The organism is Bacillus sp. PAMC26543 (genome assembly GCF_014250375.1).
GTDB classification, from domain to species: Bacteria; Bacillota; Bacilli; order Bacillales; family Bacillaceae; genus Bacillus; species Bacillus halotolerans.
Genome location: NZ_CP060193.1, coordinates 1,255,416 through 1,269,873, shown reverse-complemented (window position 1 = coordinate 1,269,873; position 14,458 = coordinate 1,255,416). Strand labels below are relative to the sequence as shown.

Genomic DNA, 14,458 nt, shown 5'->3' with positions numbered 1-14,458 from the left:
GGCTCTTTTTTACGATCTGAATTTAAGCGGATAAATCAGCTTTTATTTTTTTCACAGCACCTGGCGCAGCTTTCTCTACAGCTGCAGCCGCAATTTCATAGGATTCTTCATAATCATAAGCGTAAAACCGTCTTTCCGCTTCTTTCAGCTGTTCAGATAAAATATGGTTCTGGCTTCTGAATCGGTTTCCGAACTGAATGATTTTTTCAATCAGCATAACCTGCTCTACCAGTTCCTCTGATTCCCGGCTTGCCCTGTTCACGATATCTTCCGCTTGTTTCAGATGGGCTCCGGCCTCTTCCATATTTAAAGGAATTTCGTTTAATTGATTGACCGTTTCTTGAATGTGATGATGTGCGTTTTCCAGCATCTCTTGAATATGACTCGGGATGCCCGGGATGTTGCTTGTCTTCAGCAGTCTTGCTGTTTCAGAAATTGTTTTTTTCAGATTGCCAAGTGTCTCTCTCGCCTGCAGTTCTTCTTTTCTAAGAGCCTGCAGCTTTTCACGGTAATCCGTATGGTCTTTTTTCACTTCTTCAATCTGCTTCTCAATTGATGCGACCTCTTCAACTAAAAGAGAGTAGGCGACATGCTCTGCATCCAGCTTATCTTTTACTGACGCAAGCAGCTTGCCGACTTCATCAATGCGCTTTTCAAAGGCCTGCTGTTTGCCTAGCTCACCAGCTGTCAGTCTGTAGCTTTCCTTCACCAGTTCAGTTTCCGCCTTTGTCTGCTCCTTCTCTTCTTTCAGCTTATCGTAAGCAATGATCAGCTCAGGCATTTTGCTTAACACAGATTGGCCTGCTTCAACTTCACCCTCGAGCTGCTGGTAAACAGATTGAATATTTTCGTCTATGAGCTGCAGTATGGCAGATGCTTCATCAATATCCAGCTCAGTCATCAAAACATGTTCTGCCCGTTTCAGCTGATTTGACAGATTTTCCAGCTCCTTATCAATCTGGATATGCTCAAGCTTATACCCTTTCTCTTTCATTTCGCGATATCCGTCTTTGAGCTTTGCAATCTGGCCCGGCAGCGTCTGCTTGCAGTCGGCTAACAGTTTCGGCACATCATCTATGTACGACTGAAGCCGTTCTAGATTGCGGTCCTGCTCAAGGAGAACTTTTCTTGCAGTAATATAGTTCCCGCCCTCTGTCTCTTCTTCAAACTGTTTGATCCCGCTCCAAATCTCGTCAAGATCTGCTTCAAGGCTGTCATAAAGCTCTCCGTAAAGGTGGCTGTATGCCAGCAGGTTTTTTCGGGACTTTGAGTAGCGTTCTCTTACCTGTTCAATCTCTTCGCGGCTCTTTTCTTCACTTGTGACGAGATTGCTGATTTCCCGGAGTATCTTTTCAATGTTCGATTCCGCCGCTGTCAGGAGATCGTCGATATGAACGAGCACTTGATTGGCTTTTTTAAACCGGTATTTGTCCGCGCATTCTTCGGCATCATAAAGGAGCTCTTCAACTTTCGGCATATGGGCAGTGACAATCTCATCCCATTCTTCACGCCATTTCTCAAAGAACTCTTCTGTCTGCCCCGTCATTTTCAGATGTTTAATTTTGGACATTTCTTCCACTATCGATCGATTGAGAATTTCAATCTTCCAAGATTCCAAACGATCAATTTCCGTGTAGATTTTTTTCCTGAAAAAGTAGCCCGCCGCAAACAGCGCGAGCAGTACAATTAATAATCCAATGACAAACTCCATAATGAGCCCCCTTGCTGTTAACCTTAATCTGTCAGGGTGTTTTATTTATTCAGAAAGATTTCAGGATATGTATTGAGAAAAACTGTCGTTTTCATTGTTATTATGATACCATGTAACCAACATTTTTTGAGCAGAAATCAAAAACTTTTTGTGCAAAATCGGCAGGATTTGACTATTTTTTCACGGGGTGACACCAATGCTAAAGCGAGACGGACATATTCACACACCATTTTGCCCTCACGGAACAACAGACACACTCAGACAATATGCGGAGGAAGCGATAAAAAAAGGCTTTCAATCAATTACGTTTACAGAGCACGCTCCTTTGCCTCCCTCTTTTACCGATCCGACACCGCAAAAAGACAGCGCGATGGCGCAAGCCTCTTTGGAACGCTACATTAATGAAATTTCCGGATTAAAAAAAGAATATCGCGGACAGCTTAACATACGGACCGGGCTTGAGGTCGATTATATTGCTGAATACGAAGATGAAATCAAATCGTTTCTGAATACATACGGCCCATTTTTAGATGACAGCATCTTATCCGTTCATTTTTTGCGCACAAGCTCGTCTTATCTGTGCCTCGACTATGATGAGCATACATTTAAAAAGCTGATCTCAGAGTGCGGAAGCATCGAAGCTGTATATGAACTGTATTACCGCAGCATTTATTCTTCTATTGTAGCATCTCTCGGCGCCTATAAGCCAAAAAGAGTCGGTCACATCACACTCGTTAAAAAATTCATCAGGCTGTTTCCTTATAAAATGTCCGATCATATTCGCAGACTTGCTTCTGAGTGCCTGAACGCTGTCAAGGAAAACGGAATGGAGCTCGACTTTAATACATCAGGTCTGAGAAAAACATACGCGGGGGATATTTATCTGGAGGATTGGATGATTGAGGCGGCGAAGAAAAAAAACATCCCGCTTGTATTCGGGTCTGATGCCCATCAAGCGGGTGATGTCGGATACGCGTATGAGAAATTTACTGAACTGCGCTAATTTGTGCCCGCATGTCTCCTGTCCGGAATACGCTTCTGATCCAAATCTTGATTTCTTCAAAATACATTTTATAAAAGTACGGCTCGTGCGGCTGCATATAGAGCACTTCTGAAATATATTGAGGCTGGAGATAGGGCATCATCAAGAGAGATTTTAATTGAAGAATAAAATGAGGCAGCGGCAGCGTTAAATGTTCTCGCTGTTTTTCTCCTTCCTCAATAATCAGCTGGAAGATATACTTTTCCTTCATCAGGTACGTCGACATTATTTCCCTTATTAAAGTCGAATCAATGGTGACTTCCCGGTAGACAAACCGAGTTAATTGACGATTGTTATGCTGATAGGATAAAATATCGAAAACCAATTGGAGAAGCTGTTCCTGCGTGCTTTGAAAAGAGATGTTGCCTGCCGCTGTTTCAAGTGTTTTATTGTAGCCTTCGTAAAACTCTGAAACTAAGTGTTCCATCAAACCTCCTTTGCCTTTAAAATAGTAGGAGATGTGCGCAACATTTACATCAGCTGACTTTGCAATTTCACGGACAGATGTGCCAGAAAATCCTTTTTGGTTAAAGAGCATGACAGCAGATTCAATAATTTTGTCTTTGGTGCTTACTTTCATACCGGCTCACTCCTTCCTCTTGTTACAAATTCAAGGCGGAGACCGGCTGTTCCTGTAAGAACTTATCGACAAATGCCGGCAGAAAAGCCGGGATTTTGTTTTATATTATAGAAAAAGTGAGGGTTTTCCATGTTTCATGTCGAACAACAATCTGGAGATAAAGAAAAAGACTATCAGCTTCTGCTCAAACAGCTCGAAGCCATAACAGAAGACGAAACAGACCAAATTGCAAACTACGCAAATGCGTCAGCACTGCTTTATCATTCATTGCCTGAGGTCAACTGGGCCGGTTTCTATTTTGCTAAAGAAGGGGAAGGACAGCTTGTGTTAGGGCCATTTCAAGGTCTGCCGGCATGTGTCCGTATTCCTTTCGGCAAAGGCGTTTGCGGAACAGCATATGCAAACGGAAAAGTAGAGCGAGTTGCGGATGTAAACGCATTTCCGGGACATATCGCCTGTGATGCAGCATCTCAATCAGAAATTGTGCTTCCGATTCATGTAGACGGAAACCTAGTCGGCGTTTTGGACATTGACAGCCCTGTCAAAAACCGATTTGATGAGATCGATGAAAAGTATCTTACACAATTTGCAGAAATCCTTGAAAAAGCTTTAGTGTAGAGCATACAACAAAAGCCCAAAACATGTAGCGTTTTGGGCTTTTTTCATTTTATCGACTCGTGAATCATCAAACGGTTTTTCCCGCTGCGTTTCGCGGTGTAAAGCGCTTCGTCGGCCTCGTGAACAAGCTCCTTCAAGGATTTTTTCGATTCTGAGTCCCAGCAGGAGATTCCGCATGAAATCGTCACCTCAGGCTTCGTGCTTTTTCTCACCGCACAAACAAGCCTTTCGGTAATCCGTTTCCCGACAGCAACCGTCACATTCGGAAGGTAAACCGCCAGCTCCTCGCCCCCCCAGCGGGCGCCGACATCATGCTTACGAATATTGCTTTTGATAACGGAAGCGACCTGTATTAAAATCTCGTCCCCTGTCTGATGTCCGTACGTATCATTTACATTTTTAAAATTATCAATATCAACAAGAATAAAAACGCCTTTTTGATGAATTTTCATGCTGTATTGGATTTTTTCATCTAAATAGACTCTTGAATACAGCTCTGTCAGCTGATCCGTTTTCACAAGATGCTCAAGGCGGTCGCGAAGCATCGAATTGGTCACAGCCAGCGTTGCGTGATGAATCAGCGCTTGGAACAGCTTGTACATTTCAAATGTAAAAGCGTACATTTCCTTTTTCAGCAAAACGGCAAATCCCAGGAGCTGGTCATTCTCCATCATCGGAACAGCCATAAGTGAACCGTATCCGGCTTTTCCAAACACAGACTGTCCATTTCCGATAAAAACGCCATTCTCACCTTCGTACAGTTTTTCTTTTATTTCATTATATATATCAGACGACTTCGTTTCTTTAAAAAATGCTGTGCTCCCGGGAAGCAGTGTCTGATGTTCAAAATGGTCAATATGGAAAAAACCCACTTCTTCAGCATGAAATGATTCAGCCATTCTCACAGCAAGATCGTTCATCGTATCCGTCAGCGTCAGCCGCTGGTTGAGACGGCGCGATGTTTCATTAATTAATTCCAAGTTTGCAATACTTGTTTTGGATTGTTCATAGAGCTGGGCATTTTCAAACGCCTTTCCCGCCGCATTTGCTATCAGTGACATTTCATCAAGGTACACGTCGGTAAGAGGACTGTCTCCCGCCCCACCTGCCATCAGAACGCCGTACGTTCCCTGCTGCCCTTTAATTGGGATGTAAGCGACCGTTTCATTTTTCCGCAAAATGTTCCCGGATAGATAGACTTTAAGCGCAAAGGAATCGGCATCTTCCCCTTCCATATACAGTTCCTTTGCAGGAACACCTATACATTGGTCCTGATCATGAGAAATAAACAGAGAAAATTGAAACAGGGGAAACGTGGTGTGTAAGCTTTCAAGAAGCTTCTTCAACACTTCCGTCTGGTCGAGCAGCGAATGGAACAGTTCTGTCATCTTGTATATCTTTTTTTGATAGATTGTTTTGATATAAAGTCTTTCCTGTTTCATTGACTGATTCAAAAAAGAAGAAATCAAATCCGGAAGCTCTTCCGGAAACACTCCGTCCTGCCTGCATGTTAAATGAAAGCTCCTGCCGGAGACATGATCCTCGATAACATAAAATGAGGCATTTATTTTCGATGCAGAAAAATGCACTTCATCCTCTGCCATTTGTGCCATGTGATCAGATGGAGACGGTAAAAGGGATACGCAAAGTGATGGAAAATATGTTTGAATAGCCGATGTCAGCCATAAAAGAGAGTCGGTGAATGAGACCTTTACAGATTTGGTTAATAAAAAATCGAGCATATGATAACGAAAGGCGGGTAATTGATCTTTTGTTTGTTCTATCATGTTTTATCACCTAAAAAGTTTACCACTAATTTTTGTTTATTATATCATAAACAGCAAAGCGATAATGGATGAATGGTTGACTTCAAAACAAATAAATTATATAATGACCTTTGTGTGAAATATTGCAGCCTTTTTGTTCAGCTTCTATGTTTTCATTTTGTTCCTTATCAGTAAGGTGTATCGTGTAACTCTCTGCTGCTGGAGCGAGGATACATGAAAACAAAATGTCCATGGTCGAATAGAACAGACGGTTTTTATTTTCCACAAAATTAAAACCAAAGGAGGAGTCACATTATGGCTCGCTATACAGGTCCATCTTGGAAACTGTCCCGCCGTCTAGGAATCTCTCTTAGCGGAACAGGAAAAGAATTAGAAAAACGCCCTTACGCTCCAGGTCCACACGGCCCAGGACAACGTAAAAAATTATCAGAATACGGTTTGCAATTGCAAGAAAAGCAAAAGCTTCGTCACATGTACGGTGTAAACGAACGTCAATTCCGTACATTGTTTGACAAAGCTGCAAAAATGACTGGTAAACACGGCGAAAACTTCATGATTCTTTTAGATTCTCGTCTTGATAACGTTGTGTACAAGCTAGGTTTAGCGCGTACTCGCCGTCAAGCTCGCCAATTGGTTAACCATGGCCACATTACTGTAGACGGAAGCCGCGTTGACATCCCGTCTTACCAAGTAAAAGCTGGTCAAACAATCGGTGTTCGCGAAAAATCAAGAAACCTTTCTATCATCAAAGAATCTGTTGAAGTAAACAACTTCGTTCCTGAATACCTTACTTTCGACGCTGAAAAGCTTGAAGGTACATTCACTCGTCTTCCAGAGCGTTCTGAACTTGCTCCGGAAATTAACGAAGCGCTTATCGTTGAGTTCTACTCTCGTTAATCGTTTAAAAAACCCCCTGCCGCTATGCGGTCGGGGGTTTTTTTTCGTCTGATTCTTCTACCGTTTCCTGCTGGACAACACTTTCTCTGGTCTGCTGCTCCCAATAATCCCGCTGTAATCTTTCTTTGGCGATCGTACACATGAGATTCACGGTGAGCTCTCCCTCCTATTGAAAAGGTGGTGAATGGTCGTGTTTGCCCTATCTAATATACTCTTTCCCTCAAATTCCTATGCGCTAAACCAAAAACATCCTTTGCCAATTAAGCAAAGGATGTTTTTTTCTTATTTATATGTGACAAGGAAGTATTTTTTCTTCCCGCGGCGCAGAACAGTAAATTGATCTTCAATGCGGTCTTCAGCAGATAAGATATAGTCAATTTCTGTCTGGCGTTCACCGTTAATGTAAACGGCTCCGTTTTTAATATCTTCACGGGCTTGGCGTTTAGACGGTGACAGTTTCGATTCAACCAGCACATCTACGAGTGACAGTTCTTCAGCGGTGTCTTTTTCTAGAGAAGGCACATCTTTAAAACCGATTTTTACGTCTTGGGCAGAAAGCTCTTTAATATTGCCGCTGAACAATGCTTGGGAAATATTAATCGCTTGCTCCAGTGCCTCGCGTCCGTGAACGAGCGCTGTCACTTCTTCTGCCAGGCGTTTTTGCGCTTCACGCTTTTCAGGTGCTGTTTCAGTTTTTTCAGCATATTCTTCGATTTCTTCCTTAGAAAGGAACGTGAAGTATTTTAAATATTTCACTACATCACGGTCGTCTGTATTGATCCAGAATTGATAGAACTCATATGGGGACGTTTTTTCTTTATCAAGCCAAATTGCGCCGCCTTCGGTTTTTCCGAATTTTGTGCCGTCCGCTTTCGTTACAAGCGGAATGGTAAGACCGAATGCTTTTGCTCCTTCTTCTTCAGATTTTCTGATCAGCTCAAGGCCAGCTGTAATGTTGCCCCATTGATCGCTTCCGCCGATTTGCAGCTTACAGTTTTTCTCTCTGAACAGGTTTAAGAAATCATAAGATTGAAGAATCATGTAGCTGAATTCCGTGTAAGAGATGCCGGATTCGATTCTGGAGCTGACTGTATCTTTTGCCAGCATGTAATTGATGCCGAAGTTTTTGCCGACGTCACGAAGGAAGTCGATCACATTCATGTTTCCGATCCAGTCGTAGTTATTTGCCATAACAGCCGGGTTTTCCGCTGATTCAAAATCAAGAAATCTTGAAAGTTGATTTTTGATTTTTTGCGACCATTCGACAACGATATCAGCCGTGTTTAACGTACGCTCAGCTTTTTTTCCGCTCGGATCGCCGATTAAACCCGTCGCGCCGCCCACAAGCGCAATCGGATGGTGCCCCGCAAGCTGAAAACGGCGGAGTGTTAAAATGGGCAGCAGGTGCCCGATATGCAAGCTGTCTGCTGTCGGATCAAAGCCTGAGTACAGGCGGATTTTTTCTTCGTTCAGCTGTTTATTCAGTCCTTCTTCATCCGTCATTTGCTGAATCAATCCGCGGAAGGATAAGTCTTCAAGTAAGTTTGTCATGAGATAAAGCTCCTTTTTTAATAAAATAAAAACGCCCCTTCGTGTAAACGAAGGGACGATTGATTATCGCGGTACCACCCTACTAATAAGAGCATACATACAGCTTTTCGCTCTTATCACTTTGCCTGATAACGGATCAGGTCCGTTCTTTCACTACTGAAAGCCTGAGCGGCTTTGTTTGCAAAAGCGGTTCATGAGTGTATTCGATATATCCGTCTGTGCTGATTTTCACCGGCCATCAGCTCTCTGGAACGTAAGGATATTCTACTTGTCTCAATCTTTACCTTTTCATATGAAGCTATATCATTTTTAACATAAATAAAATCCCGTGTCAACGGCGCCTTTTAATCCTCCATCGTTGACAGGTCTCCGGCCGGAAGATTCAGTTCCCACGCCTTCAGCACACGTCTCATGATTTTACCGCTCCGTGTTTTTGGCAGCTTATCCTTAAATTCAATTTCACGCGGAGCCGCATGGGCTGCAAGACCTTGTTTGACAAATTGGCGGATTTCTTCCTTCAGTTTATCAGATGGCTCAAACCCTTCTCTGAGAGCGATAAAGGCTTTGATGATTTCGCCGCGCACGGGATCAGGTTTTCCAATGACCCCCGCCTCCGCAATTGCCGGATGTTCGACAAGCTTGCTTTCCACTTCAAATGGTCCGACACGCTCACCGGAGGTCATGATGACATCGTCCACTCTGCCTTGGAACCAAAAATACCCTTCATCATCCATGTAGGCAGAATCACCCGACACATACCATCCGCCAGGCATAAAATAAGATTCGTATTTTTCAGGGTTGTTCCAAATCGTGTGCATCATAGAAGGCCAGCCCTTTTTAATGGCGAGGTTCCCCATTCGATACGGCGGAAGCTCGTTCCCCTGATTGTCAACGATTGCTGCTTCTACACCGGGAATCGGTTTTCCCATCGAGCCTGGTTTAATATCCATGCAAGGATAGTTGCAGATCAGCTGTCCGCCCGTCTCTGTCATCCACCATGTATCATGAATCCGTTTATTAAAAACTTTATGCCCCCATCTGATCACTTCCGGGTTTAAAGGTTCACCGACACTCAGCACATGGCGGAGTGAAGTCAGATCATATTTGGCAGCCATCTCATCTCCGGCTCCCATCAGCATTCGAAAGGCAGTCGGCGCGCTGTACCAGACGTTTACGCCAAGCTGCTCAATCGTTCCATACCAGCTTTCCGGGCTGAATCGTCCGCCGACAATAACATTTGTCGCTCCGTTCAGCCACGGCGCAAAAATCCCGTACACCGTTCCAGTCACCCAGCCTGGGTCGGCCGTGCACCAATAAATGTCCTCTTCCTTTAAATCAAGGACCCATTTTCCTGTCTGATACTGCTGAACCATCGCCTCATGGACATGAAGCACACCCTTTGGCGTACCCGTAGATCCTGATGTATAGTGAAGCAAATAGCCGTCTTTCCTGTCCATCCATTCAATGTCCAGTCTTGTGCTCTCATGCTTAGCCACTTCATCATAGTGAATGATGTTTGTTCCTCTCTTTTCAGCCTGGCCGCCGACTATGAATATATGCTGTAAATCAGGCAGCTTTTCAACCGGAATCCTTTCCAAAAGCTCAGGCGTCGTGACGACAACCTTTGCCTCGCTGTTTTGCAGCCGGTCCTTAACAGCCCCCTCCATAAACGCTTCAAATAACGGCCCGGCGATTGCGCCGATTTTGATAGCGCCTAGCATAATAAAATAAAGCTCGGGTGATCTCGGCATAAAAATAAAAACGCGGTCCCCTTTTTCCACATTTCCATACCGTCTCAGTACATTCCCGGCTCTGTTTGTTTCTTCTTTCATTTCTTTAAATGTGTATTTTTCATCCCGTTTTGCGTCCTTATAATAAAGCGCTACTTTGTTTTTCCGAAAAGATTCGGCGTGGCGGTCTATCGTTTCATAAGCCGCGTTCAATTTCCCTGTCTTATGCCAAGAGAAATGTTTCTCCGCTTCAGACCAATCAAATTGCCGATACGTTTCATCGTAGTTTTCTAGGTTATGATCCCCCTCTATAGCTGGTAACGCTTTCAAATTCATGTCAAAACATCCCCCTTTGCTGAAGTTGTCACATTTATTATAGTATATATTCATATTCTTCTCAATTTTTAAAATATAAACCATGTTGAAAACGCTTTATAATTTGTTATTCTTAAAGGAGGCATGTATTTTTTATAGAAATTGATGGGACGGTGAATCAGTGGAACATCATAAAACATATCACTCTGCAAACATCAAAACAGCAACCGGCTCCTTACTGATAGAAGGGCCTGTCTCTCCAGAAGACTTGGCAGGTTATGAGTTTCATAAGGATTTGACCGCATTTCGGCCGCCCCGGGAACAGCATGAAGCATTAGTCGATATCGCCGGCCTTCCTGAGGGACGCATTATCATTGCCAGAGACGGCCAGGCCATTGTCGGCTATGTGACGTATCTATACCCTGACCCGCTCGAAAGATGGTCAGAAGGAAATATGGAGGATTTGCTTGAGCTCGGAGCCATTGAGGTGGCACCGGAATACCGGGGATGTTCTGTCGGAAAAACACTTCTGACCGTCAGCATGATGGACGAACAAATGGAGAACTACATTGTGATGACGACAGAATATTACTGGCATTGGGATTTAAAAGGGATGAAAAAGGATGTGTGGGAGTACAGAAAGATCATGGAGAAAATGATGAACGCAGGCGGATTGGTCTGGTTTGCCACCGATGAGCCAGAGATCAGCTCCCATCCTGCGAACTGCCTGATGGCGCGCATCGGAAAAAACGTCAGCCAGGAATCAATTGAACGATTTGACAGGCTCCGTTTTTATCATCGTTATATGTATTAACTGACACTGACAAAGGGGAAAAGATAATGATTGTTGAGCAAATCATGAAAAAGGATGTCATCACATTAACGAAAACGGATACGCTTGAAACGGCAATACACAAGCTGAAGGAATTTCATATCAGGCATTTGCCTGTTATTAATGAAGACCGCCATGTGATTGGGATGATTACAGACAGAGATATGAAACAGGCCAGCCCCAGTATTTTTGAAGAAAGCAAACGCAGCCGTTTTCTCACACGAAGCGTTGAATCCATTATGAAAAAAGACGTCGTGTGCGCCCATCCGCTTGATTTTGTTGAAGAAATATCAGCAGTTTTCTACGAGCATGGCATCGGCTGCCTTCCAGTCGTGCAGCATCACAAGTTAATCGGCATTCTGACAAAAACCGATTTGCTGCGGACTTTTGTGAAGCTGACAGGCGCTGACCAGCCCGGATCGCAGGTTGAGATAAAAGTAAATGACATCACAAAAAGCCTCGCCGATATCAGCAGCCTCTGCCAAAGACTTCAGGTAAAAATACTGAGCGTTCTTGTCTATCCCCATGACGATTCCGGCGCAAAAGTGCTTGTATTCCGTGTCAAGACGATGAATCCGCTGCCGTTTTTGCAGGGATTGCAAAAAAAACGGGCATCTCATCGTATGGCCGTCAGAGCACAGGGATCAGCTATGAGGGACAGTGTGTTTATTTATTCTCCCTCTTATCAGACTTATATGTTTCATCAGGAGCACCCCTTTAATCAGCAGCGTGTTCTGCTGACATATGATTTGCTCAAATCGATGGATGCCTTTGACGAGGGGGATATCGTCAGTCCCCGGCTTGCAGCGGAAGATGAGCTGGCTCTTGTGCATACGGACGATTATATTCAGGCAGTACAGCTTGCCGGCGCCGGAAAACTTCCACCCGAAGAAGGGGAAAGCTACGGGCTCGGCACTGAAGATACACCCGTCTTTGCAGGCATGCATGAAGCTGCCTCACTATTAGTCGGCGGAACCTTAACAGCTGCGGATTATGTCATGTCTGGACAAGCACTGCATGCTGCCAACCTTGGGGGAGGCCTGCACCACGGGTTTCGCGGAAGGGCTTCTGGATTTTGCATATACAACGACAGCGCTGTAGCGATTCAGTATATTCAGAAAAAATATCAAGCCAAGGTGCTGTATATTGATACGGACGCCCATCACGGAGACGGTGTGCAATTTGCGTTTTATGATAATCCCAACGTATGCACCCTGTCCATTCATGAAACGGGACGATATTTATTCCCCGGAACCGGTCAGATTCAGGAAAAAGGCAGCGGAAAAGGCTACGGTTATTCCTTTAATATCCCGCTTGATGCTTTTACGGAGGATGATTCATTTATTGAGGCTTACCAGACAGCAGCTTCAGAAATCGCCGCTTATTTTCAGCCAGATGTGATTATCAGCCAAAATGGAGCTGATGCCCATTACTACGATCCGCTGACGCATTTGTCAGCAACGATTGCCATTTACGAACAGATTCCGCGGCTTGCTCACGCTTTAGCGCATCAATATTGCGGCGGAAGATGGATCGCCGTCGGAGGAGGCGGATATGATATTTGGCGTGTGGTGCCCCGTGCCTGGGCCCGAGTATGGCTTGAAATGAAAGGGATCGATCCGGGACATGACATTCCATCTGAATGGATCGCAAAATGGCAAAAGCAATGCCCAGTCACCCTTCCGTCCAGTTGGAGCGATCCCGCCGATTTATATCCGCCGATTCCACGCAAGGCAGAAATTACAGAAAAAAATGCCCAAACCGTCAGTAAAGCGTTATATGCGATACGATCAGAGCGTCAGGAAAAAACAAAATAAAAAAACGACCTTCACGAAGAGGTCGTTTTTGATTTTTTGATGACGATTTCTACACGTCTGTTTTCCTTCATGTGTTCATTTGTTTTGTTATCCTTTACAGGCTTTGTATCCGCATAGCCAACAGCGATAAATCGCTTCGACGGGAGTTTCTCTTTTGATGTGAAATATTGAATCACTCCGCTTGCCCGTGCTGCGGATAGCTCCCAGTTGGACGGATACCTGTACGTTGAAATATTTCGGCTGTCTGTATGGCCCTCCACCTGAATATCATTTGGAATAGTCTGAAGAAGAACTGCAATTTGGTGAAGAAGCGTTTCAGCATTTTCCAACACTTTAGCCTCGCCTGAATCAAACAGCACCGCTTCCTGAAGAACGAGCACGACACCGCGTTCATCCCGCTTTGCTGTCATTTTCGCCTTCAGCTGGTGCTCTTGAATGTATGTATTCACTTTTTGCAGCAGTTGATCCTGCTGATTCTCTTGCTTCTTTGCATCGGCTGACGGCGTGTCTTTTTGATCGATGGCTGTTTGGTCTGGCTGAAGTCCGCTGCCTTCCTTTTGGATCGAGTTCACCGCTGCTTTAAATTTCTGCAGATCGATCTGCGACATCGAAAAAAGTAAAATAAAGAACACAAGGATCAGCGTAACCAGATCTGTAAAGGTGACCATCCAGCCCGAGGATGATTGATTGTTTTTCCCGTTTCCATTCCTTCGTTCAAAGCGCTCTCTTCTAAGCTTCATGTACAGATCCCTTTTTTGTCTTTACTTGATTATGCTGCTTCCGCCATTCTTCCCGAGAACTGAAAACGACGAGCTGGCTTTCCAGATTGCGCGGATTTTTTCCGGATTGTATCCCGATGATACCTTCCACCATTACCTGTTTGATGAAGATTTCACTTTCTGTTTTTTCTTCGAGCTTAGCCGCAATCGGGTTAAATACCATGTTTGCCAGCAATGATCCGTATAAGGTCGTCAAAAGTGCAACAGCCATATTCGGACCGAGCATATCAGGGTCATTTAAGTTTTTGAGCATCAGCACCAGCCCGACCAGTGTCCCGATCATGCCCCACGCCGGAGCAAATTCCCCCGCCTTCTCCAAAACACGCCGCCCTTTGCGGTGCCGTTCCTCCATTGCTGCAATTTCTGAATCCATGACAAGCCGAATAGTTTCTTCATCCCAGCCGTCAACCGCCAGAAGCAGCCCCTTTTTCAAGAATGGATCTCTGATTTCTCTGGCCTGGTCATCAAGTGATAAAAGCCCATGTTTGCGCGCATGATCGGAAAGGGAAACGAAGGTTTTCACAAGATCTTTTACATTGTCTTCCTGGCGGATAAATGCCTGCTTTAACACAGTGGGCGTTTTTTTCAGCTCTCTCGGCGGAAAACTGATAAAAACAGCGGCGCAAAGCCCTCCTGTTACGATAAAGAAAGAAGTCAGATCTAGAAAAGAGCGGAAACCACTTACTCCCGATCCGGAAATAATTCCAATCACAATAATAATCGTTCCTAACACAAAACCAACAGGTGTAAGATAATCAAAACGTTTCATCATTTCTCCTCACTCATACGAAAAAAGCAA

General features: G+C 44.4%; 13 protein-coding genes, 1 pseudogene and 1 other annotated feature. Of the genes and pseudogenes, 6 read left to right on the top strand and 8 right to left on the bottom strand.

Annotation, left to right across the window (positions count from 1 at the left end; all coding sequences use genetic code 11):
* Positions 1-22: 22 nt before the first annotated feature.
* Positions 23-1,711: a septation ring formation regulator EzrA gene (gene ezrA, locus H7F27_RS06330; RefSeq protein ID WP_044153843.1), complete on the bottom strand. Its 1,689-nt coding sequence runs from the start codon at positions 1,709-1,711 to the stop codon at positions 23-25.
* Positions 1,712-1,907: 196 nt separating this feature from the next.
* Between ezrA and hisJ the strand changes: the two genes are divergently transcribed.
* Positions 1,908-2,714 carry a histidinol-phosphatase HisJ gene (gene hisJ, locus H7F27_RS06325; protein WP_101860118.1) on the top strand — a complete coding sequence of 269 codons (807 nt, stop codon included), beginning with the start codon at positions 1,908-1,910 and terminating at the stop codon, positions 2,712-2,714.
* Here the strand turns inward: hisJ and refZ are convergent.
* On the bottom strand, positions 2,698-3,333 hold the full coding sequence (gene refZ, locus H7F27_RS06320; RefSeq protein WP_101860117.1) for a transcriptional regulator RefZ: 636 nt from the start codon (positions 3,331-3,333) through the stop codon (positions 2,698-2,700). The genes hisJ and refZ overlap by 17 nt on opposite strands.
* Positions 3,334-3,462: 129 nt before the next feature.
* Between refZ and H7F27_RS06315 the strand changes: the two genes are divergently transcribed.
* Positions 3,463-3,951: a GAF domain-containing protein gene (locus H7F27_RS06315; RefSeq protein ID WP_101860116.1), complete on the top strand. Its 489-nt coding sequence runs from the start codon at positions 3,463-3,465 to the stop codon at positions 3,949-3,951.
* A gap of 44 nt (positions 3,952-3,995) precedes the next feature.
* Here H7F27_RS06315 and H7F27_RS06310 read toward each other — a convergent pair whose 3' ends face one another.
* Positions 3,996-5,738 carry a diguanylate cyclase domain-containing protein gene (locus tag H7F27_RS06310; RefSeq protein ID WP_024122503.1) on the bottom strand — a complete coding sequence of 581 codons (1,743 nt, stop codon included), beginning with the start codon at positions 5,736-5,738 and terminating at the stop codon, positions 3,996-3,998.
* Between the two features lie 294 nt (positions 5,739-6,032).
* Here H7F27_RS06310 and rpsD point away from each other — a divergent pair, with 294 nt between their 5' ends.
* Positions 6,033-6,635 (top strand): 30S ribosomal protein S4, encoded by a 603-nt coding sequence (gene rpsD, locus H7F27_RS06305; RefSeq protein WP_024122504.1) that lies wholly within the window; start codon positions 6,033-6,035, stop codon positions 6,633-6,635.
* A 22-nt stretch (positions 6,636-6,657) separates the two neighbouring features.
* Here the strand turns inward: rpsD and sr7p are convergent, their stop codons facing one another.
* From sr7p to acsA, 3 genes are all read right to left on the bottom strand, one after another.
* Positions 6,658-6,786, bottom strand: a complete 129-nt coding sequence (sr7p, locus tag H7F27_RS20805; RefSeq protein ID WP_024122505.1) for a small protein SR7P — start codon at positions 6,784-6,786, stop codon at positions 6,658-6,660.
* A gap of 131 nt (positions 6,787-6,917) precedes the next feature.
* Positions 6,918-8,186, bottom strand: a complete 1,269-nt coding sequence (gene tyrS, locus H7F27_RS06300) for a tyrosine--tRNA ligase (RefSeq protein WP_101860115.1) — start codon at positions 8,184-8,186, stop codon at positions 6,918-6,920.
* 48 nt (positions 8,187-8,234) lie between these two features.
* Positions 8,235-8,476 (bottom strand) — a binding site (T-box leader).
* 54 nt (positions 8,477-8,530) lie between these two features.
* On the bottom strand, positions 8,531-10,252 hold the full coding sequence (acsA, locus tag H7F27_RS06295; protein ID WP_024122507.1) for an acetate--CoA ligase: 1,722 nt from the start codon (positions 10,250-10,252) through the stop codon (positions 8,531-8,533).
* A 160-nt stretch (positions 10,253-10,412) separates the two neighbouring features.
* Between acsA and acuA the strand changes: the two genes are divergently transcribed.
* The 3 genes and pseudogenes from acuA to H7F27_RS06280 all read left to right on the top strand — a co-directional run bounded on the left by acuA (position 10,413) and on the right by H7F27_RS06280 (position 12,880).
* Positions 10,413-11,045 carry an acetoin utilization protein acetyltransferase AcuA gene (gene acuA, locus H7F27_RS06290; RefSeq protein WP_069487059.1) on the top strand — a complete coding sequence of 211 codons (633 nt, stop codon included), beginning with the start codon at positions 10,413-10,415 and terminating at the stop codon, positions 11,043-11,045.
* Positions 11,046-11,071: 26 nt separating this feature from the next.
* Positions 11,072-11,717, top strand: a pseudogene (locus H7F27_RS06285) (acetoin utilization AcuB family protein).
* Positions 11,714-12,880, top strand: a complete 1,167-nt coding sequence (locus H7F27_RS06280; protein ID WP_024122510.1) for an acetoin utilization protein AcuC — start codon at positions 11,714-11,716, stop codon at positions 12,878-12,880. The pseudogene H7F27_RS06285 and the gene H7F27_RS06280 overlap by 4 nt, the downstream one beginning before the upstream one ends.
* An 11-nt stretch (positions 12,881-12,891) precedes the next feature.
* Here the strand turns inward: H7F27_RS06280 and motS are convergent, their stop codons facing one another.
* Together motS and motP are read right to left on the bottom strand one after the other, a co-directional pair.
* Positions 12,892-13,620 carry a flagellar motor protein MotS gene (gene motS, locus H7F27_RS06275; protein WP_024122511.1) on the bottom strand — a complete coding sequence of 243 codons (729 nt, stop codon included), beginning with the start codon at positions 13,618-13,620 and terminating at the stop codon, positions 12,892-12,894.
* Positions 13,610-14,428: a flagellar motor protein MotP gene (gene motP, locus H7F27_RS06270; protein ID WP_024122512.1), complete on the bottom strand. Its 819-nt coding sequence runs from the start codon at positions 14,426-14,428 to the stop codon at positions 13,610-13,612. Before motP ends, motS begins: the two co-directional genes overlap by 11 nt.
* Positions 14,429-14,458: the final 30 nt, after the last annotated feature.

What these genes read in the sequence shown, in the direction of transcription:
- ezrA (WP_044153843.1), bottom strand. Translation starts at nt 1,711, where the DNA reads ATGGAGTTTGTCATTGGATTATTAATTGTACTGCTCGCGCTGTTTGCG.
- hisJ (WP_101860118.1), top strand. Translation starts at nt 1,908, where the DNA reads ATGCTAAAGCGAGACGGACATATTCACACACCATTTTGCCCTCACGGA.
- refZ (WP_101860117.1), bottom strand. Translation starts at nt 3,333, where the DNA reads ATGAAAGTAAGCACCAAAGACAAAATTATTGAATCTGCTGTCATGCTC.
- H7F27_RS06315 (WP_101860116.1), top strand. Translation starts at nt 3,463, where the DNA reads ATGTTTCATGTCGAACAACAATCTGGAGATAAAGAAAAAGACTATCAG.
- H7F27_RS06310 (WP_024122503.1), bottom strand. Translation starts at nt 5,738, where the DNA reads ATGATAGAACAAACAAAAGATCAATTACCCGCCTTTCGTTATCATATG.
- rpsD (WP_024122504.1), top strand. Translation starts at nt 6,033, where the DNA reads ATGGCTCGCTATACAGGTCCATCTTGGAAACTGTCCCGCCGTCTAGGA.
- tyrS (WP_101860115.1), bottom strand. Translation starts at nt 8,186, where the DNA reads ATGACAAACTTACTTGAAGACTTATCCTTCCGCGGATTGATTCAGCAA.
- acsA (WP_024122507.1), bottom strand. Translation starts at nt 10,252, where the DNA reads ATGAATTTGAAAGCGTTACCAGCTATAGAGGGGGATCATAACCTAGAA.
- H7F27_RS06280 (WP_024122510.1), top strand. Translation starts at nt 11,714, where the DNA reads ATGAGGGACAGTGTGTTTATTTATTCTCCCTCTTATCAGACTTATATG.
- motS (WP_024122511.1), bottom strand. Translation starts at nt 13,620, where the DNA reads ATGAAGCTTAGAAGAGAGCGCTTTGAACGAAGGAATGGAAACGGGAAA.
- motP (WP_024122512.1), bottom strand. Translation starts at nt 14,428, where the DNA reads ATGAAACGTTTTGATTATCTTACACCTGTTGGTTTTGTGTTAGGAACG.